Annotated in this window: 16 protein-coding genes and 1 pseudogene; 11 read left to right on the top strand and 6 right to left on the bottom strand. The window is 55.5% G+C overall.

All coding sequences use genetic code 11. The annotated features are described in order from the left end of the window. Nucleotides 1–69 precede the first annotated feature (69 nt). The gene (locus WW58_RS04575) at nucleotides 70–1269 is read left to right on the top strand and encodes a 4-hydroxy-3-methylbut-2-enyl diphosphate reductase (RefSeq protein ID WP_046435734.1); all 1200 of its coding nucleotides are present in this window, start codon (nucleotides 70–72) and stop codon (nucleotides 1267–1269) included. A 135-nt stretch (nucleotides 1270–1404) separates the two neighbouring features. Here WW58_RS04575 and WW58_RS04570 read toward each other — a convergent pair whose 3' ends face one another. Together WW58_RS04570 and rpsT are read right to left on the bottom strand one after the other, a co-directional pair. Beyond that, the gene (locus WW58_RS04570) at nucleotides 1405–1626 is read right to left on the bottom strand and encodes a hypothetical protein (protein WP_022198802.1); all 222 of its coding nucleotides are present in this window, start codon (nucleotides 1624–1626) and stop codon (nucleotides 1405–1407) included. Nucleotides 1627–1706: 80 nt separating this feature from the next. Continuing rightward, nucleotides 1707–1970 (bottom strand): 30S ribosomal protein S20, encoded by a 264-nt coding sequence (gene rpsT, locus WW58_RS04565; protein WP_012420682.1) that lies wholly within the window; start codon nucleotides 1968–1970, stop codon nucleotides 1707–1709. A gap of 160 nt (nucleotides 1971–2130) precedes the next feature. Here rpsT and WW58_RS04560 point away from each other — a divergent pair, with 160 nt between their 5' ends. From WW58_RS04560 to WW58_RS04545, 4 genes and pseudogenes are all read left to right on the top strand, one after another. Then, a complete protein-coding gene (locus tag WW58_RS04560; protein WP_046435731.1) occupies nucleotides 2131–2739 on the top strand; it encodes an HAD family hydrolase in 609 nt (202 codons plus the stop codon). 149 nt (nucleotides 2740–2888) lie between these two features. Continuing rightward, a complete protein-coding gene (gene ilvB, locus WW58_RS04555; RefSeq protein WP_046435729.1) occupies nucleotides 2889–4742 on the top strand; it encodes a biosynthetic-type acetolactate synthase large subunit in 1854 nt (617 codons plus the stop codon). 714 nt (nucleotides 4743–5456) lie between these two features. Continuing rightward, nucleotides 5457–6288, top strand: a pseudogene (locus tag WW58_RS04550) (basic secretory protein-like protein). A 319-nt stretch (nucleotides 6289–6607) separates the two neighbouring features. Next, nucleotides 6608–7504: a phosphatidylserine decarboxylase gene (locus tag WW58_RS04545; protein ID WP_022198805.1), complete on the top strand. Its 897-nt coding sequence runs from the start codon at nucleotides 6608–6610 to the stop codon at nucleotides 7502–7504. Between the two features lie 128 nt (nucleotides 7505–7632). On the opposite strand, the gene rpe is transcribed toward WW58_RS04545, so the two are convergent. Together rpe and leuS are read right to left on the bottom strand one after the other, a co-directional pair. Further along, a complete protein-coding gene (gene rpe / locus WW58_RS04540) occupies nucleotides 7633–8286 on the bottom strand; it encodes a ribulose-phosphate 3-epimerase (protein ID WP_031931165.1) in 654 nt (217 codons plus the stop codon). Nucleotides 8287–8310: 24 nt separating this feature from the next. Next, nucleotides 8311–10884 carry a leucine--tRNA ligase gene (leuS, locus tag WW58_RS04535; RefSeq protein ID WP_046435859.1) on the bottom strand — a complete coding sequence of 858 codons (2574 nt, stop codon included), beginning with the start codon at nucleotides 10882–10884 and terminating at the stop codon, nucleotides 8311–8313. 169 nt (nucleotides 10885–11053) lie between these two features. Between leuS and WW58_RS04530 the strand changes: the two genes are divergently transcribed. Continuing rightward, entirely contained in the window at nucleotides 11054–12739 is a 1686-nt protein-coding gene (locus WW58_RS04530; RefSeq protein ID WP_232051405.1) for a sulfatase, read from the top strand. A gap of 315 nt (nucleotides 12740–13054) precedes the next feature. On the opposite strand, the gene WW58_RS04525 is transcribed toward WW58_RS04530, so the two are convergent. Further along, the gene (locus WW58_RS04525; RefSeq protein WP_128153903.1) at nucleotides 13055–13801 is read right to left on the bottom strand and encodes a hypothetical protein; all 747 of its coding nucleotides are present in this window, start codon (nucleotides 13799–13801) and stop codon (nucleotides 13055–13057) included. A 221-nt stretch (nucleotides 13802–14022) separates the two neighbouring features. On the opposite strand from WW58_RS04525, the gene nspC reads away from it, so the two are divergent. Further along, complete coding sequence (gene nspC, locus WW58_RS04520) at nucleotides 14023–15225, top strand: carboxynorspermidine decarboxylase (RefSeq protein WP_022198810.1); 1203 nt, start codon at nucleotides 14023–14025, stop codon at nucleotides 15223–15225. Between the two features lie 23 nt (nucleotides 15226–15248). Next, complete coding sequence (gene speA, locus WW58_RS04515; RefSeq protein ID WP_046435856.1) at nucleotides 15249–17186, top strand: biosynthetic arginine decarboxylase; 1938 nt, start codon at nucleotides 15249–15251, stop codon at nucleotides 17184–17186. Between the two features lie 70 nt (nucleotides 17187–17256). Here the strand turns inward: speA and WW58_RS04510 are convergent, their stop codons facing one another. Next, on the bottom strand, nucleotides 17257–18351 hold the full coding sequence (locus WW58_RS04510; protein WP_164907728.1) for a tyrosine-type recombinase/integrase: 1095 nt from the start codon (nucleotides 18349–18351) through the stop codon (nucleotides 17257–17259). 325 nt (nucleotides 18352–18676) lie between these two features. Here WW58_RS04510 and WW58_RS04505 point away from each other — a divergent pair, with 325 nt between their 5' ends. The 3 genes from WW58_RS04505 to WW58_RS04495 form a co-directional block, all read left to right on the top strand. Further along, nucleotides 18677–20815, top strand: a complete 2139-nt coding sequence (locus tag WW58_RS04505; RefSeq protein WP_102732122.1) for a glycoside hydrolase family 2 protein — start codon at nucleotides 18677–18679, stop codon at nucleotides 20813–20815. A gap of 22 nt (nucleotides 20816–20837) precedes the next feature. After that, nucleotides 20838–24707 carry a glycoside hydrolase family 2 gene (locus tag WW58_RS04500; RefSeq protein ID WP_046435723.1) on the top strand — a complete coding sequence of 1290 codons (3870 nt, stop codon included), beginning with the start codon at nucleotides 20838–20840 and terminating at the stop codon, nucleotides 24705–24707. A gap of 153 nt (nucleotides 24708–24860) precedes the next feature. Further along, nucleotides 24861–25727: glycosylhydrolase-like jelly roll fold domain-containing protein (locus WW58_RS04495; protein ID WP_046435722.1), on the top strand; the 867-nt coding region annotated here is incomplete at its 3' end.

The following is a 25727-nucleotide window of genomic DNA, read 5'->3' as shown; positions in this document are numbered from 1 at the left end:
CCGTGAAAAGCTCCGGTTGGCAAGCTGTGATTGTCTTGACGAAAGAAGGAAAGTGTGGAAGCTGGGAGCATGAATCAGGACTCAACCCGCAAAGCCAGAGTGAATGTGAGACGGGCCGAAGTAATGGAGCAGGTGGAAAAGGAAATCCAGCAGCATTACCAGAGTGAATTGATTTCCCACATCCGTTCTGCGGGCAATGTGTACAATCTGGGCCATACGGAATTTTTTCTCGCCCGGGAGTTCGGGTTCTGCAACGGCGTGCGCCGTGCTATTGATATAGCATATGCGGCACGCAAAGTGTTTCCTGACCGGCGGATTTTTCTGATTGGGGACATTATTCACAATCCGGAAGTGAACCGGCAGCTGGAGGAAATGGGCATTCGAAAACTTCCCTGGAAGCAGTTGGATTCCTCCTATGACCGGGTTGCTCCGGACGATGTGGTGATTATTCCCGCGTTCGGTGTTCCCACTCCTTTCATGGATGCGCTGGAGGAGAAGGGCGTGCAGATTGTGGATACGACATGCGGAGACGTGATGAAGGTCTGGAAAAGAGTGAAGAATTACGCCGCCATGGGGATTACCTCCATTATCCACGGTAAGGCTACCCATGAGGAAACCAGCGCTACGGCTTCCCGGGCTCTTGGGGAACGGGGAAGGGGGAAATACCTGGTGGTTTACGATTTGGAGGATGCCCGTATCCTGTGCGACTACATCATGGGCCGCGGAGACCGCGAGGCATTCCTGAAACGGTTTGAAGGATGCTGTTCCCCGGGATTCGATCCCGACCGGGATCTGGAGGAGGTTGGCATCGCCAACCAGACCACCATGTTGAAAACGGAGACGCAGACGCTCCAGAAGATGGTGAAGGATGCCATTGTTCAGAGGGACGGAGACGATGATAATTTTTATGTGTTTGACACCATTTGCGGTGCTACCCAGGATCGCCAAGATGCCCTGTATGAACTGCTGAAAAATCCTCTGGACGTCATGTTTGTGGTGGGTGGCTACAACAGTTCCAACACAACGCATCTGGTGGATATTGCCAGGGAGCATGTGCCCACGTACTTCATTGAGTCCGCAGAATGCATCAAGTCCATCCAGTATGTGGATGCTTTTGATACGAAGACGCGGGAAGTGCGCCGCATGACTACGGAACCGGTAGTGCAGAACCTGGGCAAATCCCTGAAGGTGGGAATTACGGCGGGCGCCTCATGCCCGGCCAACCTGATTGAGGCCACCATCCTCCGCATTGCGGATCTGCGCAAGTAGCAAAACGCCTCCGGTTTGGTGAATGAGAAAAAAAAGAGTTCTCTTTCAACGGCGGCACGGCCGTTTTTTCCGTAACACGGCGCAGTTGCCTGGGCCGCGGAAGAAAGCATAGGGAAAACTGCGCGGGAGCGTTTCCTAAATTTCCAAATCTTCCGGTGTAACGGAACGTTGTTCCCGGGATGCAAGCAGTACAGCTTGTTCCACGACATATTCCGTATTGGAGTCAAAACGGTAGGCGTTGCAGTTGGGACACACTGCCGTAGTCAGGGATACGATGGAACCGCAGGCTTCGCAAACCTTGAAGTCCCCGGGACGGTCAATAATCAGTTTGGCTTTATCCAGGCGGGATTGCTGCATGGGAGTAGAAAATAAAACAAGCCGCTCAGCAGAACAGAGCGGCTTGCCATAAAGAATCGTCAGAAAACCGAAGTGAAAACTCAGGCGATTTTTGCGATGGCCTTGGCGGCCTTGCTCTTGTAGTTGGCTGCACGATTGGCGGGGATGGTGCCAACCTTGGCGGCTTTGTCAACGGCTGAGGAGAAAGTGTTGTAGGCAGCAGCAGCGGCTTCCTTGTCGGACGTTTCCACTGCAGCGGCAACTTTCTTGCGGAGGGTCTTCAACTTGGAGGTCACGGCGCGGTTGCGGGCGGTGCGGGTTGCTGTCTGGCGGATGCGCTTGAGTGCGGATTTGGTATTGGCCATGTTTAAAAAAGGTTCGGTTTCCGTTTCGAGGTGGCAAGAACATTAGAATAACAGGACAAAATGTCAAGCTCTTGATGTATTTTTTAAGGCATTCCTTTCCTTCACGGGCTGACTGTGGGCTTTACCGGAAAAGGAGTTTGTGGCACTATATTCTCCCGTTATGAAGAAACGCGTGGATTTGCCTGAAAAAAAATATGAAGGATATATTTTTGATTTGGACGGCACCCTGGTGGACAGTATGCCGCTCCATTACAGGGCATGGCGTGAAGCCCTGGCTCGAGCGGGGGCTCCGGACCATGTGTTCCGGACGGATGAATTTTATTCCTGCGGCGGAAAATCCGCCAATGATGTGGTGCGTTTTTTAAATGAACGGTACGGCATGCACATGGATGCGGAGTCCACAGCTGCGGACAAGCGCCGCATTTATTTGGAAATGCTGGAAAAGGAAGGCATGCAGCCTATCCAGGAAGTGGTGGAATTCGTGCATTCCCTGGGAGACGCCCCCAAGGCGATAGCTACCGGGAGCGCCATGCCGGGAGCGTCCCGGACTCTGGCTGCTGCCGGACTTTCAGGCCTTTTTGATGTGATTTTGACGCCGGATGAGGTGGAGCATGGCAAACCTGCTCCGGACATGTTTTTGAAGGCGGCGGAACTCCTGGGGGCATCCCCGGACCGTTGCGTGGTTTTTGAGGATGCCGAACCCGGCATGAAAGCTGCCGCGGCCGCAGGAATGGACTGCATACAGGTCCGGCGGCCATCCCTGGCCTGATTCCTCTTTCCGGATTTGGTACGGAAGGGGATTCCGGGATTTTCCTCCTTTCTCCATGCCCTTCTTCCTTTTAAGGAAAAGGCTTCACATTGCGCCCGGAATGCGTTAGAACCTTTTTTCCTATTGAACAAATAAAATATTATTTGCACATGAGCACAAACGACAAAACATCATCCGCCCCGACGAAAACCCGCATGACAGGAGCTGAAGTGCTCGTGGAATGCCTCGTGCGTGAAGGTGTAGACGTCGTTTTTGCCTATCCTGGCGGCGCCAGCATGCCGATTCATCAGGCCCTGAGCCATCAGCCCAAGATACGGACCATCCTGCCCCGTCATGAACAGGGCGGGGCATTCGGTGCGGAAGGCTATGGCCGCGTTACGGGCAAGGTGGGTGTTTGCATTTCCACCTCCGGCCCCGGCGCCACCAACATGATTACCTCCATTGCGGATGCTTATCTGGACTCCACGCCTCTGGTGGCGATTACGGCTCAGGTCATGCGCTCCTTGATTGGACGCGGCGCCTTCCAGGAAACGGACGTATTCGGTATGACCGCCCCTATCGTGAAGCACAGCTATCTGGTGACGGAACCGGAAGAACTGCCCCGTATCATCAAGGAAGCCTTCTACATTGCCTCTACGGGCCGTCCGGGCCCTGTGCTGATTGACATGCCCAAGGACGTGCAGGAGGCCGTGTTTACACCGGACTTTGACATGGAGATGGATATTCCCGGCTACAACCCCGTGCTGCCCGTCCCTGCGGACAAGCTGGAAGAACTCATCCCGTTGATTGAAAACGCCAGGCGGCCTGTCATTTACGCCGGTGGCGGCATCATTTCTGCGGAAGCTTCCGGGGATCTTCTGGAATTTGCGGAACGTTCCCAGATTCCTGTGGCGACCACCCTGATGGGCATTGGTGCCATGCCGGAAACCCACCCTCTTTCCCTGCGTTGGCTGGGCATGCACGGAGCCGTGTTTGCGAATAACGCCGTGAATGAAGCGGATCTGGTTATTGCCCTGGGCGCCCGGTTTGACGACCGCGTGACAGGCGCCGTCAATATGTTCTGTCCGGAATCCACGATCGTTCACATTGATATCGACGCCAGCGAGATCAATAAAAACAAGAAGGTGGCGTATCCCATCCGCGCAAACGTGAAGGACGCCCTCCGGGTGCTCAACTCCGCTCTGGCCGCAAAAGGCTGGGAACGCAGATCTTCCGGCTTCACCCGCACGCCGGAATGGTTTGGCGTGATTGACGGCTGGAAAAAACAGTACCCCTTCTCCTATGAAGACCGCAAGGGGTATATCGCCCCGCAGGCCGTCATTGAGGAGCTCTACCGCCAGACGGCAGACAAGGATCCCATCATCTGCACGGGGGTGGGCCAGCATCAGATGTTTGCCGCTCAATTCTTCAAGTTTGACAAGCCCCGCCGTCTGGCTACTTCCGGCGGTTTGGGAACCATGGGGTATGGACTTCCCGCCTCCATGGGAGCTTGCCTGGCTTATCCGGACAGACTGGTAGTGAATATTGACGGGGACGGTTCCATGCTCATGAATATTCAGGAGCTGGCAACTATTCATGTGGAGCGTCTGCCCGTCAAATGCATTATCCTGAACAACCAGCACCTGGGCATGGTGGTTCAGTGGGAAGATTTGAAGTATGATTCCAACCGGGCCCAAACCTTCCTGGCGGACCCGCACGACAATTATGATCCTACCCATAAAACGGAAGATGTCATCTACCCGAACTATCCGCTTATTTGTGCCGGATTCGGCGTCAAGTGCGAGCGTGTGCTTCGCATAGAGGAGCTTCCGGCGGCTATCACCCGGATGATTGAATCCCCTGAGGCCTATGTCCTGGACGTCATGGTTCCCCATGATGTGCATGTGCTGCCGATGATTCTGGGGGGCATGAGCTACAAGGATGTGATTCTGGAACGTATTGCCGGGGATGGTTCCGCCAAAAAGGCGTCTGAACTGGGCAAGGAAATCCCGACTGCCCTGTAAGAGCGAGGCAAGCTTCTTCTATTGAGCCTTAAACAGGAGCCGTCCGTAAGGGCGGCTCCTGTTGCATGGCGGCGCAAGAGGAAGACAGGTTAGTTGACTGCCGTTAGGGTGGCAGCAAGGCATGTATATAGATCCGGATATTCCTGTTTTCCGGTAGGTGAATTCCTGGTTTTGTGAAGGAATGAGGAAGATGTTTCTGGACGCAGTAAAAAAGAACGGTTAGCATCAATGAGCCAAATTGAGTGCACGCTGGCTCGGACGTGAAGTAACTGAGATTTTCTAAGATGATGCCACATCGGATGCTGCGCTTGCGCCAGCCTCAAGCTCACAGAAAATTGCCGGGAATCCGGCGCATGCTGTAAGCGATTGAGAAATGTAGCTTGACAGAAAAATTCCCTTTGATCAGGCCTGACCGCATCCGGTTCTTGCATCAGGTTGGCGCAAGACCTTTGTTGCATGTTTGATACTCAAACCGTATTCGTCAGGCCGTCGCACCCACACGGGTGCGTGAATTGAAGTTTTTATGTATGTTTGACATATTTAAATACGAATCGTTGTTTTATTAAGGGAGGGAGATATATTGAAATAAGGGTATTTGTTGCTGAAGAATGAAAGATGGATTTTTGTGTTTTTTGTTGAATGCAATATTTTGACGGAGGAAGTTGGTTTTTCGGCTGATAGAGGAGAAATGACGGGAAGTATTATTGGACGAATATGAAAAGATATTGTCTGGTTTCCGGGTTATGTTTGTGCTTGTTCATGGGGATATTTTCATGTATTCTGGAAGCTCCGGAGCATAAGACGGAAAAAGATGCCTCAGCCATTGTTCTGAATGAGGATTCGGATATAATCTGGGGGGAATTTTTCTTTGGGCCGCATTTCATTCGATGATAAGGCTCCGCATAGTAAAGGTTCCCGCATTTTTCACCGATTGATTCCAGATACGGAGGTTTATATCCGTCAGTTGTCCCGTATTGTTCTCCATACGTTGTATGAGAGTCCTGAAGAATGTATTGTTCCTGTCCACCATTTGCGTTTCATGCTGGAGGATACCGATGGAGTTGCCTGCAAATGGGGAGGAAATGGAGAGGTGGCCATTTCCTGCAGCACGCGCCATATTGAGGGTTTGTTTAAAGATGATGATGCGGCGAAGGTTTATTTTGAAATTCGAGGAGTCTTGTTGCATGAGCTAACCCATGTTTACCAACAGGAACCCCAGGGGATAGGTTCCTATGGAACGAACAGGGAATTTAGAGCATTTATCGAGGGGATGGCTGATGCCGTTCGTATAGCTAACGGGGGATTCCATAGAGGAGCCTACCGTCCTACGGGCGGCAGTTATATGGATGGCTACCTCCATGCAGGTCATTTTTTTGTGTGGCTGCGGGATTATAAAGACCCTGAATTTCTACGCAAATTGAACCGTAGTGCTCTTGAGGTCGTTCCGTGGTCGTTTGATGGCGCCGTTAAATATGCTTTGGGCAGCGAGTATCATATTGATGAGTTGTGGCGGGAGTATCAAAGGGTAATGGAAGAGGAGAAATAGGGGCGTTTCATAGTTCAGGAGTTTTGATGGGATATCTAGACAGGAGGCTGGAATAGAAGGAATGGCCGTGGAGAGCGTTCTTAAGGCGTGGGTATTTCTCGTTTACCATTTTTGAAAAGCAAGGTTTGAGTGGCCCGGCAGAAAGACAGGATGCCTCATGCTTCGCAGTATTTGAATCCTGGGCGGGACAGGGTGCCTTGGACAGAGGGATGGGAAACGGTGAGGAGGAGCGAAGCTCCCATGCTGCATGCTGGAAACGGGAGGCAGGGATATTCTTTCGGCTGGACAAACGGAGGGGCGGAAGACACTCTAGGGTTTCATGGAGGGCATACGCTATTACAACCGCTATACGGGCAGGGAGGAACGGGAGCAGGTACCGGGGGAGAAGTATATGCAATGGATTTACGGCACTGCTTCGGGGAAGGCGGCACTGCATGTCCTGATTAAACGCGGCGTTTTTTCCCGTTTGCTGGGTTGGTTGAAGAATCGCCCTTCCAGCGCCCGCTCCATTCCCTCCTTTGTGGAGGAGTACGGCATTAATATGGAAGATTCTCTCAAGGGAGTGGGGGAGTTCAGGCATTTCAACGATTTTTTCTACCGCCGCCTGAAACCGGGAGCTCGCCCTTTGGCCGGCGGGGAGGATACGGCCGTTTTTCCCGCGGATGCCCGGCACATGGGCTGGGAACGCGCCGACCGAATTAAGAACGTTTTCGTGAAAGGGCAGCGTTTTGACCTGCCTTCCCTTCTGGGGAGCGACACCCTGGCTGAGCGGTATGCGGCCGGCGCCGTCGTCTTGTCGCGCCTGTGCCCTACGGATTACCACCGTTTTCATTTTCCGGTGTCCGGGGTGCCCGGTCCCTGGACGAAGCTGGGAGGCCCGCTGGCAAGCGTGTCTCCGTATTGCCTGCGCGGCCGTCTGGCGTGGTTATGGACTAATAAAAGGAATTTGACCCTGATCCGGTCAGAGTTGTGGGGAGAGGTCGCCATGCTGGAGGTGGGAGCTACCGGAGTTGGGTTGATTGAAGAGACGTATGTTCCGGGTGTTTTCTCCGCAAGAGGGGCGGAGAAGGGGTATTTTGCCTTTGGAGGCTCCACGGTAATGTGCTTTTTTGAACCGGGAAGAGTCAGTTTGGCTTCCGATTTGTTGGAAAAGACGGAAGAAGGCTTGGAGCTGTTTGCCCGGCAGGGAGACATGATGGGCACGGCAGCGACATAGCCTCCGGGCTGGCGTGCCTGTCCCGCAATGTTTTGAGTAGGGCTCTTTCCTGACGGAATGCCGGGGATGGATTCCGGCGTTTCAGGGCGGATTTTCGGATTTTTTGATTTTCCGAAGTGCCAGGCGGGTCATTTCATTTCCGCAATGGCGCGGGCCATATCCGGAGCCTTGAAGGTAGAGGAGCCTGCCACCAGCACATCCGCTCCGGCCAGAGCACACTGAGCGGCATTGTTTTGGCCAATTCCTCCGTCCATTTGAATGAGGAAGGAGGCGCGGTTTTCCGTGCGCCATTCGGCGGCTTTTTCCACCTTGTCCAATACGGAAGGCATGAAGGACTGGCCGCCGAAGCCAGGCACTACGGACATGACCAGCAGCAGGTCTATTTCCGCCAGGTAAGGTTCTACGGTTTCAAAGGGTGTGGCCGGGTTGAGAGCCAGGCCGTTTTTTACTCCGGCTTCCCGGATTCGCCCGAGTGTGTTGCGAATGTAGTAGGAGTCTCCCAGTTCCACGTGAAAGCAGATGAGGTTCACGCCAGCCCTGACGAAGCGGTCAAAGTAGTGGTCCGGCCGTTCTATCATCAGGTGGGCATCCAGAAAGCGGTCCGGCCCCACCGCTTTTCTGACGGCGGCGCAGATTTCCGGGCCAAAGGAGATGTTGTCCACAAAGTGGCCGTCCATGATGTCCAGATGCAGCCAGTCGGCGCCGGAGTCAAAGGCCCGCCGCGCTTCCTCCCCAATGCGGGAGAAATCAGCGGCCAGCAGGGACGGGGAGATTATGGTCATGGCTGAGGGAGGCTTTTCGGGATGTCAGTTGGCTACAATGTTGACCAGGCGGCCGGGCACGACAATTACCTTGCGCACAGTGACGCCGTCCAGGAAGGTTTTCACCTTGGCGGAGGCCAGGGCCTGTTTTTCCAGTTCTTCCCGGGAGATGTCCTTGGGCACTTCCAGTTTGTCCCTCAGTTTGCCGTTCACCTGGATGACCATGGGAACGGTATTTTCCTCCAGCAGGGCTTCCTCCCATTCAGGCCAGCTTTTCTGGCAAAGCTGCGTCTGGGCCAGAGCCGGGAAGGCTGTTTGCAGGCGGCTGTGTATTTCTTCCGTAAGGTGGGGGGCAAAGGGATTCAGCAGGGTCAGGAAAGCATCATAGTCCTGAACGTCCACCACATCCGCGGAGGTCATGGCATTGGTGCATTCCATCATTTTCGCGATGGCGGTGTTGAAGGACATGCCATTGATGTCCTCCGTCACTTTTTTAATGGTTTTGTGCAATTCCTTGCGTACGGCAAGCACCCCGGCTTCCGGAGCGTTCTCCACCAGTTTGGAGTTGATTTCCCATTCTCCTTCCTGATTTTCCCGGAAGGCCACGCGCCAGACGCGGGCCAGGAAGCGGGAAATGCCTTCCACACCTTTGGTTGCCCAGGGTTTCACGTCCTTGAGAGGGCCCATGAACATTTCATATAACCGCAGGGAGTCCGCGCCATATTCGCGGACGATGTCATCCGGATTGACGACGTTGCCGCGGGATTTGGACATTTTCTGGCCGTCTTCCCCCAGGATGAGCCCTTGGTTGACGAGTTTCTGGAAGGGTTCATTGGTGCTGAGGTAGCCTAGGTCAAAGAGTACCTTGTGCCAGAAGCGGGCATAGAGAAGGTGGAGCACGGCGTGTTCCGTGCCGCCCACGTACAGGTCCACGCCTCCGGGGGAGCCGGCGGAGCCCATCCAGTATTGTTCCGCTTCCCGGCTGACGAAGCGTTCCGTGTTGGCCGGATCCAGGTAACGCAGGTAGTACCAGCAGGAGCCGGCCCATTGGGGCATGGTGTTTGTTTCACGGTGGGCTGTGGGCGTGTAGGCTATCCATTCCGCAGCCTTGACCAGCGGGCCGCGGGGGTCTCCCGTGGGGGCGAAGTCGTCCAGATCCGGCTGGAGTACGGGGAGTTCGCTTTCCGGCAGGGCGCGGTGGTGACCGTTTTCCCATACGATGGGGAATGGTTCCCCCCAGTAACGCTGGCGGGAGAAGAGCCAGTCGCGCAGCTTGTAGTTTACTTTGCGGCGTCCCTTGCCGTTTTCTTCCAGCCAGAGGATCATTTTTTCCTTGGCTTCCGGAGTAGGCAGCCCGGTCAGGAAGCCGGAGTTCACGCTGGAACCTTCATAACCGCAGAAGCCGCGCCAGTCCATGTCTTCACTGGGCGGCTGAACTACCTGGAGAATGGGCAGGCCGAAGACCTGGGCAAAGGCGAAGTCGCGTTCGTCATGGGCGGGGACGGCCATGATGGCTCCGGTTCCGTAGCCCATCAGCACATAGTCCGCGATCCAGACGGGAATTTGTTTTCCATTGACCGGATTGACGGCATAGGCTCCGGTGAAGACCCCTGTTTTTTCCTTGGAGAGGTCCGTGCGTTCCAGGTCGCTTTTGGAGGCGCACTGGGCGCGGTATTGTTCCACAGCATGTTTCTGTTCCGGCGTGGTGACGGTATCTACCAGAGGGTGCTCCGGGGAAAGAACCATGTAGGTGGCTCCGAAGAGGGTGTCCGGCCTGGTGGTGTAAACAGTAATCGTTTCTCCGTCCAGGGTGAAGTCCACTTCCGCACCTTCCGATTTGCCTATCCAGTTGCGCTGAAGCAGTTTAATGGATTCCGGCCAGTCCAGGGGCTCCAGCTCGTCAATGAGGCGTTCCGCGTAGTCCGTGATGCGCAGCATCCACTGGCGCAGGGGGCGGCGTTCCACGCGGTGTCCCTTGGATTTCCATTCCTCCACTTCCTCATTGGCAAGGACGGTTCCCAGGTCCGGGGACCAGTTGACGGCAGCTTCCGCTACGTAGGCCAGCCGGCGCTGGTCGATTTCTTCCCGGCTCAATCCCTGTTCCTCCAGTTCGGAAACGGGGCGCGCCTTTTTCAGTTCCTTGTTGTAGTAGGAGTTGTAAAGCTGGAGGAATATCCACTGGGTCCAACGGACGTATTCATGGTCCGTTGTTGCTATTTCCCGGTCCCAGTCGTAAGAGAACCCCAGCATTTTGAGCTGGCGGCGGAAGTTGTCTATATTCCGGAAGGTAGTGACGGAGGGGTGCTGTCCGGTTTTAATGGCGTATTGTTCCGCCGGAAGGCCGAAGGAGTCCCACCCCATGGGATGGAGCACGTTGAAGCCGTTCATGCGTTTGAAACGCGCTACAATGTCCGTGGCGGTGTACCCTTCCGGATGGCCCACATGCAGGCCCGCCCCGCTGGGGTAGGGGAACATGTCCAGCACGTAGTATTTGGGTTTGGACGCATCAAAGCCCTCTTCTCCGGGGTTGTTTACTTTAAAGGTTTTCCTCTCGTCCCAGATCTGTTGCCATTTAGGTTCAAAAACGTCAAAGGGATATGGTTTCTTGCGCTCGGACATGACGGGAGGGAATGTATACTCCGCCCGCGGGTCAATCAAGCCTAAACCAGGCGGAATGCAGGCGCTTCCAATGCTCCGGGGGCATGATGCCGTTTTTCGGAAAAAAGGGGAAAGGTAAGAAGACGTTTGCGCGTATTTCTTAACTGAAAGGTTTTTGTTGATTGCGACCATGAAGTTTACTTCCTGTATTATGTCTGCCGTCTGCGGAGCATTGTTCCTGTTTGCCGGGGCATCCGCTCTGGGCAATGGTTCCAACCCTGTTTCCGGAAAGAAGCCCAATATCATCGTTTTCCTGGTAGATGACATGGGATGGCAGGATACTTCCCACCCGTTCTGGTCCGACAGCCAGGGCAACCCGAAGAAAACCTTTTTGAACAGGCGCTACCGGACGCCGAATATGGAGAAGCTGGCTTCCCAGGGCATGACGTTTACGGATGCATATGCTCATCCCCTTTGCACTCCTTCCCGGGTGAGCCTGATGTCCGGCATGAATCCGGCGCGGCACCGCGTGACCTGCTGGGTACGGGAACAGAACGGGACGACGGACGCCAACAGCAGGAGCCTCCTGCCTCCGGACTGGGCGTTGAACGGCCTTCAGCCTATAGGCACTCCCGCCAGGGGAACGACAAAACGCCCCATTTCCGGGGAGGATATGCGCTATCACATGACGCGTCCTTTTGCCACGGCGGCTACACTGCCAGAGATGCTGAAGAAGTGCGGTTATGTTACCGTCCATTGCGGGAAGGCCCATTTCGGCACGCAGGGAACTCCGGGTTCCAATCCGTTGAATATGGGATTTGATTATAATATCGCAGGTACGGAGATCGGCCATCCGGCGGATTACCGCGGTTCCAGGCATTACGGAAAGGGGTTTAACCATGTGCGCGGACTGGATGAGAATAATTATTACCAGGACGATGTATTTTTGACGGAGGCCCTGACGCGGGAGGCCATTAAACGCCTGGAAGCCATCAGGACCAATCCCAGGGAGGCTGGCAAGCCCTTTTATCTGTACATGGCCCATTACGCTTTGCATTCTCCGCTGGATGAGCGCGCTTACGACAAGAGGTTTGCGGATGCCTACAAAAACCCGGAGGACGGCCACAAGTGGTCCCGGACGGAGAAGCATTATTCCGGGCTGATCGAGGGGATGGACAAAAGCCTGGGGGATATCATGAAGTATCTCAGGGAACATCATCTGGAAAAAAATACCGTACTGGTGTTTATGTCGGATAACGGAGGCCTGGCCATCTCCGGCAGACTGGGCAATGAAGAGGCCAATTACCCTCTTTCCTTCGGCAAGGGGTCGTGCATGGAAGGCGGTATCCGGGAGCCTATGATTGTTTCCTGGCCGGGCGTGACGAAGGGCGGTTCAAGGTGTGCCGTCCCGGTGGTTATTGACGATTTTTTCCCAACTCTTCTGGATATCGCCGGATGCCGGAACGTAGAAGTTCCGCAGAAGCTTGACGGCTTAAGCCTGGTTCCTTTGCTCAAAGGCGGCCGGTTTCCTGAAGACCGCCCCCTTTTGTTCCACCAGCCGAATAATTGGGGGGAAGGCAGTCGGCAGGCGCCTCAGTATACTTCTTCCACCGCATTGCGCCAGGGGGATTGGAAATTGATTTACCGCCACCTGACCCAGAGCTTTGAGCTGTACCATTTAAGGAAAGATATCGGCGAGAAGGAAAACCTGGCTTCCAGGGAGCCGCGGAAAACCAGGGAAATGGCTGTTGTCATGGGCAGGTTGCTCCGGGAGAGGAAGGCGCAGATGCCAACCTATAAGAAGGACAATGAGCTGGGCGCTCCTGCCGGGAGTTCCGTTCCGTGGCCCGACCAGGTGAAGGGGAATGGTTTTTGATGATCCGCAATAACGTTTTTCCAAAGTTTTTTCATAACCCCCGGCAGGATTCACGTCCCGCCGGGCGGACCGGGTCGAGGCTGGGGTGCCCTCACTTCCTTTTCCAGTAGTTTTTTCTGTCCGGTATAGGAATGGTGTGTGTTTTCTTTTCCGGATGCAGGGTCATCGTTCTTCGTGAATGAAGGCCGCAGCTTGTTTCGGAGTAAGGGGAGGAATGAGCAAGGGAACTGGTTCGGGAGGGATAAAAACGCCCCGACGGATATGGCGTCGGGGCGTGACAGAGGTTAAATAACGAAGTTCCCTGAAAGGGAGGGTTTAAAAATCATCGGTGACAGCGGCATCATCCGTTGTCGTGGTATCTTCGCTTTCAGCAGCGCTGTCCGCAGAGGGTTCCTCTTCCGTTCCGGCAGTATCGTCGGCAGGAGTTTCTTCCGTAGCGCCTGGTTCAGAAACGGACGTTGCTGCGGATTTGGCAGCGGGCGCTGCGGACGGAGCAGCTCCCTTGGGCGGAACAACGACTTTCATGGCCGGAGGGGCGGGAACGGGAGTTTCCAGACCGTCAGCCTTGCGGGTGCTGACGCGGAGTCCGTCAGCATAAGCCAGGTTTTTCAGGATGGCATAGCCCAGGGCGGGAGCCCGGTCCGTCGTGTTGACCAGCATCTTGAAGTGGTTGTTGACGGACATCTTGCGGGCGTCCTTGCCATTGCGGAAGGGAATGATGCCTGTCATGTTGCCGTCATTGTCAATGCAGATCGCCCAGAAAGAGCGGTCTACCTGGATGAAGTACTGCGGGCGGATGTAGTCCATCGTTTTCCATTCAGCGCCCTTGATGTATTCCTCCATGGCGCGGCGCGCATTGGCCGGCATGCTGCCCCAGTCAGCGTAAACCCGGGAGGTCAGCGTTTCACGGCCATTGTAGCCGTGCACGGATACGTGCTGGGCAGTAGCAAATTGACGGGCATAGCTCTCGGGAGAGGCAGGTTGGCAAGAGCTGGTGAAGAGCGCTGCTCCGGCGGTCAGGATGCAGGCTGCTGCAGTAGTGAAGGGATGAATGTTAGTCATGGCAATCGCAATGGTTACGTTATAAAAGAGGAAAATACATCCCATTTCAAGGAAAAGAATGCAGGAGGTACCGTTTTGTGCCGTTTTTTGACGTTTCCGTTTGATGCGGGGGGCTGGCGGGAGTGGGGAAGGCGTTCTCATGCCCGTCTCGCAGGTATGATGGTAAATTACTAAAATTTTTCTCGCAAATCGTTCTGAATCGCTTAGGTTGTCGTTGCTTTATGTCCGCCTTTATCATCAGCCTGCCGGCCCTGGAACGCAACGCTCTTATCCTGAGGGATGTGGCGGATGCCGCAGGGTGCCGCATCGCTCTGGCGCTGAAGGGGTTTTCCTGCTGGCCCTGTTTTGAGGCCCTGTCCCCCTGGCTGGACGGCTGCTGCGCTTCCGGCCTGTGGGAGGCGCGGCTGGCCCGGCGCAGGTTCGGGAAGCATGTGCTGACTTATTCTCCCGGCCATGCCCCGGAGGAAATAGCGGAGCTGGCGGAGATTTCCAGCCATCTTGATTTTAACAGCCTGACGCAGTGGAGCCGTTTCCGGGAGGAAGTGATGCGGCATCCCCGCTTTGTTTCCGGTGAATTGAAATGCGGCTTGCGCGTCAATCCCCAATGTTCCACCGGGCATACGCCCATATATGACCCCTGTGCCCCCGGTTCCCGCCTGGGCGTGACGCCGGACATGATGCAGGGGGCGGACCTGTCCGGCATTTCCGGTCTTCATTTTCATACTTTATGCGAACAGGGAGCGGATGACCTGGCGGTAACGATGGATGCGGTGGAACGCCACTTCGGCCATCTTCTGAGCCGCCCGGAGATTTCTTGGCTGAATATGGGAGGAGGTCATTGGATTACCAAACCCGACTATGACCGGAAGCTGCTGGCGGCACTTATCCGCCGCATCCGCGAACGCTACGGCGTGGAAGTATGGCTGGAACCGGGAGAGGCCGCTGCCATTCATACCGGGGTGCTGCGGTGCCGGGTGTTGGACCTTTTTTCCGCGGAGGGGGTGAATCATGCCATTCTGGATGTTTCCGCATCCGCCCACATGCCGGATACGCTGGAAATGCCTTATCGGCCGGATGTGTTCCAGATTGCAGGAGACGCTTCCCTCCGTTCCGCGCAGCAGCCCGCCGTACGGTTGGAAGGGGAGAGCTATGCGCTGGCGGGGAAGGCCGGGGAAAAAGCTTATACGTACCGGCTGGGCGCCCCCACGTGCCTGGCGGGAGACCGGCTCGGAGATTATTCCTTCGCGGAGCCCCTGGCGGTAGGTGACGAACTTGTGTTTGACGATATGGCGCATTATACGATGGTGAAGACTACGTTTTTCAATGGCGTGCGCCATCCGGACATCGCCGTTCAGAGAAAAGACGGTTCCGTGGAGACGGTGCGCCGTTTTTCCTATGAAGATTTTGAGGCCCGCCTGGGCTAGAATATTTGACCAGACAGATTGACATGGCAACAGCTAAAGAAGGCATCAAGCAGAAAGTCCACGGGTGGAGTCACCATGATTCCGCAGATTTGTACGGCATTGACGATTGGGGGAACGGTTATTTCCGCATCAGCAAAAAGGGAGAGGTTACCGTACGCCTGAATGACGAGGATGGAGGAAAGAAGGATGTCAGCCTGTGCGATCTGCTGGAGGGGCTGAAGGAGCGCGGGACTACCGTTCCCGTTCTGTTCCGGTTCCGGGATTTGCTGCGCAGCCGTATTGCGGAGCTGAACGACAGTTTCCGGAAAGCAATCAAGGAGGCGGGGTACCAGGGTAAGTACCAGGGCGTTTACCCCATCAAGGTGAACCAGCAGCGCCAGGTGGTGGAGGAGATTGCGGAGTTCGGCACCAAGTATGATTACGGTCTGGAGGCCGGTTCCAAGCCGGAGCTGATAGCCGCCATGGCCCATATGCACAATCCGAATGCCTATCTGATTTGCAACGGGTACAAGGATGACGAGTTTATTGACCTGGCGTTGACGGCCCAGAAGATGGGGCTGAATATTTTTATTGTGCTGGAAATGCCTTCCGAGCTGGACGTTATTATGGAGCGCGCCAGAAGGATGGATATCCGCCCTAATCTGGGCGTGCGCGTCAAGCTGGCGGCCAAGGGGTCCGGTTTATGGCAGGAATCCGCGGGGGATAAGTCCGTTTTCGGGTTGAACGCAGCCCAGGTGGTGGATGTGGTGGATAAGCTGAAGCAGGTGGATGCGCTGGATTGCCTGAAGCTGCTCCATTATCATCAGGGGTCCCAGATTCCAAATATTTCCGTGGTGCGCGAGGGGCTGACGGAGGCGGTCCGCATTTACGTGGACCTGGTGAAGGAGGGCGCCCCTCTGGGCACGCTGGACATGGGCGGCGGCCTGGCCGTGGATTATGACGGTTCCAAGACGAATTTCCATTCTTCCTGCAATTATTCCATTGCGGAGTTTGCCCGTGACGTGGTGGAGGTTGTGGGAGACATGTGTTCCAAGTACGGGGTTCCCCATCCCACGCTGGTGACGGAGTCCGGACGGGCCGTAGTGGCCTATTATTCCGTGCTGGTGTTCAACGTGCTGGATGTGACGAGCGCGCCGGGCGAGGAACCTCCGCCCGAGCTTCCGGATGACGCTCCGGAGCTGTTGAAGGCTTTTGCGGATACGGACCGGACGCTGGCCAGGAAGAATATGCAGGAGTGCTATAATGACGCCTGCTATTACCGGGACCAGTTGAGAGCCCAGTTTTTTTACGGGAACGCCACCCTACGGCAGCGCGGGCTGGGAGAGGCTTATTATTGGCATATCCTGAGCCGCATTTCCCGCATGCTGGCGGAGATGGAGACCATTCCGGAGGATCTCAGGGAGCTTTCCTGCTCCATGGTGGACTTTTATTACGGCAATTTTTCACTGTTCCAGTCTCTTCCGGATTCCTGGGCCATCCGCCAGCTTTTCCCCGTGATGCCTCTGCACCGTTTGAATGAACGGCCCACGAATAAGGCCGTGCTGGCAGACATCACGTGCGATTGCGACGGAAAGATAGACCATTTCATTGACCGTGAGGACGTGGCAACCGCCCTCCCCCTGCATGCCATCAAACCCGGCGAGGACGATTATTACATAGGCGTATTCCTGGTAGGAGCCTATCAGGAGACCTTGGGGGATTTGCATAACCTGCTGGGAGATACGAATGTGGTTGGCGTGCATCTGGAAGGCGGCCGCCCCGTTTATACCCATGAAGTGGAGGGCGATACGGTGTCCGATGTCCTTTCCTACGTGGAGTATGATCCCAAGGAGTTGATCAACAAGTTCCGCACGTTTGCGGAGCAAGCCGTAGCCGAGGGGAAAATATCTCCGTCCGAACGCCGGAGAGCCTTGGAAGTGTTCCGTTCCGGATTGAATGGATACACTTATTACGAACTGTAGGAAACGGTCTTGTCTTTTGCTTCAACAGGGAGCGTCTGTCCCGTGCCGGCGCGTTTTCCTTTGTTGCGGATCAGGAGACCAGCGGTTCTTCCGGCGGTTTCGTTTCTTCAATGACCTTGGCTGGCGTCAGGGCCCAGAAGCGCGTGGCCGTTTGCGGAGAGATGCCTTTCATGTTCAAGTACCGTGTGCGGAGCAGGGAGGAGGAGCGGTGCCCCATTTCCATTTGCAACAGGTTGTAGTCCTTGAAGTGCTTGGCGTGGTAGCTGGCGTAGGTGTGCCGCAGGCAGTCCGGCACCCATGATTTTTTTCTTCCTCCCCAGCCGGCTTTTTTCCGGATTTTGCGCCACTTGATTGTCCACCCTTTCGGGCAGATGGGAGTTCCGGGTCCGGGTTTGGTCCTGTCACGGCAGAATTTGAGCCATTTGGCGAGCACGGGCAGGATGGTGACGTGCCTGGCGCCTCCGGTTTTGGTATGCTTGGAGTTCAGAATGATACAGCCGTCGCGGAGAGCGATGTTTTCCCAGAGCAGGCGTTCCACTTCCTGCGGGCGGATTCCTGCAAAGATCATCAGCGCCGCTCCGGCTGCGCAGCTTCCGTCAAATTCTTCCATGGCTGCCTTGAGAAGCTGAGTTATTTCCTTCAGCGTCAGAGCGGGGATTTCCTGCTCCTGCAGAAAAGGCGTGTCTACGCGGAGGATGGGATTCTCGTCACACCATCCGCGTTTGACGGAGAACGAGAAAATTCCGCTCAAGATGAGCCTCGCTTTGTGCCTCTGCCGGGATGTGGTAAAGGTATTCATCAGGATGTTCTGGCATTCCTCCACGCTCAGGTTGCGCAGGGAGGTGTGTTCCAGTTCCGGATTGCTCTTTTTAAGCTTGTGGATGATGCTCCTGATGTCCGTCAGCGTCCGGGGACGGCGGTGGCTTTTGGAACGTAGGCATTCCACGGCCGCCGTGCCGAAACTGACGGTTTGATGTTTGTTTTTAATGGCGTTCAATCCCAGGGAGACGACTTCCCGGCACCGGGTAATGGTACAGATTTCATCTCCAAGGGCTTCCTTGATTTCCAATACCAGCCTTGCAGCCTGGATCAGGGTGACTGATTCCCCCTCCAGAAGTGCGGCTCCGACATATTTCAATTTGTTTGTATTCGGTGCTTTTTTCATGTTCATTTCTCGTGTTTGTCCAAACACGGTTTTAATGAAAAAGGCTATCCTTATAATGGGGAAAACTTATGCTTTCCACTAGAAAACGCGTAACCGTCAAGGATATGTTGTTACTTATGTTTTCTTTGAACCGGCCGCAAAATCAAAGTTTCTGATGGTGCAGGAACCGAAAATGTTAGAAAGCGCGGCTCCCTGTGCTGAATGTCAAGATGGACGTGACTTGTCCGGCATGAGTATATTTCTGTCGGAAGAGGGGTAAAGGAACGGCCGGATGAAAGTATTTTATATGGCTGAACGTATATGGTAGGTACTGCTTTTCTGTACCATGAACATCAGAATTCATTCTTTCAACGTATCATGTGTCGGCCTTTGCTGCGTATTGGGGTCTTTTTTCGCGGCGGACGCCCGTGAGGTTTATCCCCTGAACGGTTCCTGGGATTTCAGTTTTAACGGGAAGCCTGCTGAAAAAGTGACGGTGCCCCATACATGGAACGCAGAGGATGCCGCCAATGGTGCTCAGGGGAAGCGGGAAGACGCCAAATCCGTCAACAGTGACGCCTACCGCCGCGGGCCGGCCGTTTATTCGCGCACGCTTCCGGTGGAGCCCAGGCCGGGCAAGAGGTATTTCATCCGCGGCGGGGGAGCCAGCATTGTTTCCGAGGTTTCCGTCAATGGGAAACCTGCCGGCAGCCATGAGGGGGCGTTTACGGCTTTCTGTTATGAAATAACGCCCCTTTTGAAAAAAGGCTCCAATACGATTTCCGTTCTGGTGGACAACACGCAGCGTAATCATATCGCCCCCCAGCGCGGGGATTTTTCCATGTTCGGCGGGCTGTACCGGCCCATTGAACTGATTGAGACGGACGGTGTCTGCATTGATCCTCTTTTTTATGCTTCTCCCGGCGTTTTCATCACGACAAAGTCTTTAAGCAAATCCAAGGCCGAGGTGGAAGTGAAGACCCTTCTCAATTCGGACGGAAAGGCCGGGGATGTGGATGTTGCCGTGGAAATCCTGGACATGAAGGGCAGGAAGGTAGCCGGGAAGACGGTAAAGGCCGCCGCCGGGGAAAAGAATAGACTGGAGGTTCCCGTAACGCTGGCAATCGCCAATCCCATACTCTGGAACGGAGTGAAGAATCCTTACCTGTACCAGGTGAAAACTTCCATCAGGACGGCAGATGGCCAGACGGATGAGCTGGTGCAGCCGCTGGGACTGAGGACGGTTTCCGTCAATCCCAAGGAAGGTTTTGTCCTGAACGGAAAGACCATGCAGATCAAGGGGGTCAGCCGCCATCAGGATATGAAGGGGAAGGGGTGGGCCCTTTCCCCGGAAGATGAGGCGCGGGATATCAGGCTGATTGCGGATATGGGGGCGGATGGGGTTAGAACGGGCCACTATCCCGCATCCACCAATATTTACGACCTGTGCGACAAGGCGGGGCTGATTGTCTGGTCCGAGGTCCCCAATGTCAACCTGGTGTGGGATACGCCGGAGTTCCGGGAGAATAACCGCCTCCAGGCCCGGGAGATGATTTTCCAGCATTGGAATCATCCCTCCATTTGCATGTGGGGAATTTTCAATGAAATCGGACACCAGCCCGAGGCTGCCACGAGAGGAGTGGACATGGAAGCTGAGTTGACGGAATTGAACAAGTTCGTGAAGGAGACTGATCCCTCCCGCATGACCGTGGGGGCCAGCAATCAGGCGGGCCGCAGAAAACTGAACAATATTCCTGACCACATCGCATTCAATACGTATCCCGGCTGGTACGGAGGAGGGCCCGAAACCATGAAGGGCAACCTGAACGGCTACATCCGCGACTATGGCGGCAAGATGGGCATTGCCGTCAGTGAGTATGGTCACGGCGCCAGCGTGGACATGCATGAGAATCCGGCCCAAAGACCGTCTCCCACCGGATTCTGGCATCCGGAGGAATGGCAGTCCCATGCGCATGAGGTCAATTACAGGTGCATCAGGGAAAGGCCGGAGGTGTGGGGGGCCTTTGTCTGGAACATGTTTGACTTCGGTTCCTCTTCCCGTTTTGAGGGGGAAAGCCCCGGCATTAACGACAAGGGGCTGGTGACCTATGACCGCAAGACGCCCAAGGACGCCTATTTTTTCTACAGGGCCAACTGGAGCCCCCGTCCTACCGTATACATCACATCCCGCAGGTTTGCGGAACGTACGGAAAAAACGGTGCCCGTGAAGGTTTACAGCAATGGTTCCGTGGTGAAGCTGAGCGTCAACGGGAAGCCCGTTGGGAGTGTCAAACCGGATGATTTGAAGCGCGCCGTCTGGCCGGAAGTGACTCTCAAGCCCGGCGTCAACACTATTACGGCCACGGCTTCCATAGGAGGGAAAACGTACACGGATTCCTGCAAGTGGACGTTGAACCCTGCCGGAGGTGACGGGAAGAAGGATTCAGAGCGTTATCAGGATCCGTCCCTGAAAAAGTATAAGTAAGCAATTCCATATTCATTCCGAGATGAAGACGGTACGCGCGTTTCTGTTTTCCGTGATGTGTCTGGCTCCGGCTCTTCCCCTGCTGGGGGATGTTCCGGATTGGGAAAATGAAGAGGTGACGGGAATCAATAAGGAGGCTCCCCGAGCCTCCGTTTTTCCGGCATCGGATAAAACGTTGAGCTTGAACGGGGATTGGAAGTTCAAATTTTCCATGACTCCGGACGAGAGGCCTGCCGATTTCTTCAATCCCTCCTATTCCGTTTCCGGATGGGATACGGTCAAGGTTCCTTCCAACTGGCAGCTTTACGGTTATGGAACGGCCATTTACACGAATGTTCCCTATCCATTCAAGCCGAATCCTCCCAAGGTAATGGGGGAACCGCCCAAGAACTGGCCGGCGTACAGGGAGCGTAATTCCGTGGGTTCCTACCGCCGGGATTTCAATTTGCCCGTTTCCTGGAAGGGAGAGCAGGTGATGATCCGGTTTGACGGGGTGGAGTCCGCCTTTTATGTGTGGGTAAATGGCCGTCAAGTCGGCTATTCCGAAGATTCCTATACAGGGGCGGAGTTTGACCTTACTCCCCATGTCAGGCCCGGCAGGAATACGATTGCCGTGGAAGTATACCGCTGGAGCGACGGTTCTTACCTGGAGGACCAGGATTTCCTGCGCCTTTCCGGCATTTTCCGGGACGTGACCCTGTTTGCCCAGCCGCAGACGCACGTGCGTGACCTGTTCCTGAAGGCCGGACTGGACAGGGAGGATTACACAACCGGGGTACTGGACGGAACGTTCACCATCCGCAATTCCGGTAAAAAGGATATTCCCGCCGGCATGAAGCTGAATTATTCCATCGACGGGATTTCCACCAAATTGAACTGGGAGGGCAGGAACGGTTCCGGCCGCGTGCAGACGGATAACAGGGGAAGGCTGGATTCCGGAACGCTGGAGGTTCCCCCCATTCCCTCCGGAGGCGAGGTGCAGATTTCCCTGAACAGGAAATTTCCCGGTGTGAAGCCATGGACGGCGGAAACGCCCAACCTGTACAGGGTGACTTATTCTCTGAATGGAAAAGATACCCGTTCCGTCAATATCGGGTTCCGTTCCGTGGAGATTGCGGATAACGGTGCCGTGCTGATTAACGGCAGAGCCGTCAAGTTCAAGGGGGTCAACCGCCATGAAGCCCATCCTGATTACGGGCGCGCCATTCCGCGGGAAGTGATGGAAAAGGACGTGCAGATTATCAAGGCGCATAATATCAATACCGTCCGTTGTTCCCACTATCCCAATCATCCTTATTTTTATGAGTTGTGCGACCGCTACGGCCTGTACGTGATGGACGAGGCCAACTGTGAAGCCCACGGCATCCGCAATAGCAGCATGGATATTTCCCGGAAGCCTTCCTGGAAGAAAGCCCATGTGGAGCGCAATATGAGCATGGTGCATCGTTCCAAGAACCACCCTTCCATTGTTTTCTGGTCCCTGGGCAATGAGTCCGGCAACGGTCCCAATTTTGAGGCGGCAGCGGCGGCTATCAGGGCTTATGACACTACGCGGCCCCTCCATTACTGCGAATTTCCGCACGGCCACAAGGCCGTGGATATGGATTCCGCCATGTATCCGCCCGTGGACCGGGTGGAAAACTGGGGGAAGCAGAAAACTTCCCGCCCCTTTTTCGTGTGCGAATATGCCCACTCCATGGGGAATGCCCTGGGTAATTTCAAGGAGTACATGGATGCCTTCGAGTCTTCCCCGCGCATGGTGGGCGGAGCCATCTGGGATTTCGTGGACCAGTCCCTCCGCGCCAATCCTGCCGGAAACGGCATTTACAAGCCCGCCCCTTTCAAGGGAGTAACACAGGCTTACGGCGGCATGTTCGGAGACAGGCCCAACCAGGCCAATTTCTGCGACAACGGCATTATTCTTGGCAACCGGAACACCACGGCCAAGACGAAGGAGGTGAAGAAAGTATACCAGTACATGGCTTTTGAGCGCAAGGACGGTTCCCTGTCCGTTCGCAACAAATATTTCCATAAGCCTTTGAAAGGTTATACGCTTTATCTGGTATCCCTTGTTCCCGGAGGCGGCCATGCCGTGGAGCGCATGGTTCTGCCGGAGGTCCCCCCCGGCAAATCCGCAACGGTTAATCTGCCTTCAGCCGCTATGCGGACCGGTTCCCTGATGGTTCTGGCGGATGCCCGGTTCAAGCTCCCGGAAGACGTGAAGGAACTTTCCGCCAAGCAACTGGAACATGTGGCGAATGAGTGCGAAGCTTACGAGTGGTTTCCGGCATCTGCAGAGAAGGAGGTTTCCGTGCCTCCCCCGGCGGCGCTGCCTGCTGTTTCCGTGCTTCAGGGGGATTCCGTGGTCGTGCAGGGAAAAGGTTTTTCCGCCTCCTTCAAAAATGGGATGCTTTCCTCCCTCCGGTATGGCGGCCGGGATTTGATTTTGCCCGGCTATCCGGTGGAGCTCCAGGCGTACCGCTCTCCGGTGGATAACGATGCCTGGATCAGGAGCAAGGTTGAAGGGAAAATGAAGATGCAGAATATGAAAGCGGAATATTCCGACGTTAAAGCTGCCGTCATTTCCCCCGGCGTGGCCCGAATCACGGCACAGTTCCGGACGAAAGGTTCCGAGCTTTCCTTTTCCGGGGAAGTCGCGTGGACGGTTTTCGGCAACGGCATTATCAATGCTTCCGTCCGAATGTATCCCTCCGCCAAGGGAGAAGAACTCCTCCGGCTGGGCGTCACTTTCGGGATGCCTGCCGCGTATGACCGGGTAGAGTACCTGGGGCTGGGACCGTGGGATAATTACCGGGACCGCCGCACGAGCTGCTGGAAGGACATTTTCCGCACTTCCGTGGACGATATGTTTTTTGCTTATTCCCGGCCCCAGGATATGGGCAATCGCATGGAAACGGACTGGATAGCCTTGTCCAAACCCCAAGAGGACCAGGCTCTGTGGGTGGGAGCCTCCTCTCCCAGGGCTCCGCTGGAGGTTTCCGTCCTGCGTTATACGCCGAAGGAGCTTAACGATGCCAGGAGTCTGGACAGGCTGCCGGAGAAAAATAAAGTGATTGTGAATCTGGATGCTTTCCAGATGGGGCTGGGTGGCTCTTCCTGCGGGCCCCGCCCGCTGGCTAAGTACCAGACATTGAGCGGGGCCACAGCCCTGGGGTTTGTGCTGGCTCCCTCGTCCGCCCTGCTGAATCTGGCGCGCACGGGGCTGGTCGTTCCCCATTCCCCTGTCATTGAACGGGATGGGGACGGCATGGTCAGTCTGACTTCCTCTACGCCCGAGGCGGAGATAAAGTATTCCGTCAACAAGGGGCCGGAAAAAACGTACCGGAATCCCTTCAAGCTTCCCGAAGGGGAAGTGAGGGCCTGGGCTGCCTCCGTGAAGTCCGGCAAGGTTCCTTCCACGTCTCCCGGAGAGAGGAAGTTCCCCCTCGTCAAGGGGCAGGGCGAATGGAAAATTCTAAGCGCTTCTTCGGAAGAGCCGGATACCGGTTTCGCCCATTTTGCCATTGACGGGAATCCGGATACCTGTTGGCATACATCCTATACGAACGGCCTGCCGGGGTTCCCCCACTCCATTGCCGTGGATATGGGAACCAGAATGAAGTTTACCGGATTTATCTACACGCCCAGAATGGACAAGGACAAGGGCCTCATCAGCCAGTACACGTTTTCCGTTTCCGATGACGGTCAGAATTGGAGGGAAGTGAAAAAAGGCCAGTTCTCCTACCATTATATCCGGAAGGATCCGGCTGTTCAGCGCATCGACTTCGGTAGGCCTGTGGAGGCACGCTACTTCAAGCTTGACGCCCGGTCTCCGGTGAGGGGCGGGGAACAGAGCGCCACTGTTGCGGAGCTGAATATCATTACCCAGTAACGGAGCGGCAGACGTTTTGCGTTGCTTCCCGGATGGAGAAGTTTTCCAGCCGTGAGCCTTTTCCGGGGTGCACGGCTTGTTGTTACGGGCTTTTCAGGGTGCGGAAATGTTTTTTAAATGAAAGAAAGAGCATGGCGGAATGGTAACATACGCATGCGCAAGATGATGGCCTGCATGCTGGGCGCTGCCCTGTGTTTTTCCATGGCCGGAGCGGAAACAGGCGTTTCCTCTGCGGAAAAAGCTTCATCCCCGTTCGGGAGGATGATCTGGAATCGCGGCTGGGAGTTCCGGCTTGAGGACGAGCCCGGAAAGAGCGGCTGGCAGACGGTTCATCTGCCCCATACGTTCAGTTTGCCCTACTTTATGTCCGATTCCTTTTACACGGGGCTCGGCTCCTACCGCAAGAAGCTTGTCATGCCGGAGGAATGGCAGGGGAAGAAGGTGTTTCTGGATTGCGGCGCAGCTTTCCAGGTGGCGGAGGTGAAGGTGAACGGGAAGACTGCGGGAAGGCATGAAGGGGGATATACGGCCTTCCGGTCGGATTTGACGCCTTTCCTGAAACCCGGCGAGAATTGGGTGGAGGTACGGGTGGATAACCGCTGGAGCCCCCGCATTGCGCCGCGGGCGGGGGAGCATACTTTTTCCGGAGGACTGTACCGGAACGTGCATCTGCACGTGTGTTCTCCCGTGTATCTGCCCGCGCACGGAGTATGGGTTCAGACGCCGGAGGTGACGGCGGCCCGCGGGAAGGTCCGGATTTTGACGGAAGTGAAGAATGATACCGGGATCGTGAGGAAAGTGACGGTGCGGCATACTGTGCGGGAGGAGCAAAGCGGCCGCGTGGTGTTGCGGGGAGAGAAGGACGCGGAACTGAGGGCCGGGGAAGAGTTTCGCGTACAGGCTGACCTGCCTCCTCTGGCTTCCCCCAGGTTGTGGAGCCCCGCGGCCCCCAATATGTACCGTGTGACGACGGAATTGTTGGACGGGAAGGGGCAGGTGCTGGACCGGGCTGAAAATCCC

Origin of the sequence: Akkermansia sp. UNK.MGS-1, from assembly GCF_000980515.1 — a bacterium.
GTDB classification, from domain to species: domain Bacteria; phylum Verrucomicrobiota; class Verrucomicrobiia; order Verrucomicrobiales; family Akkermansiaceae; genus Akkermansia; species Akkermansia muciniphila.
The sequence above is the reverse complement of the archived record's forward strand: the minus strand, read 5'-3'. Positions and strand labels throughout refer to the sequence as shown.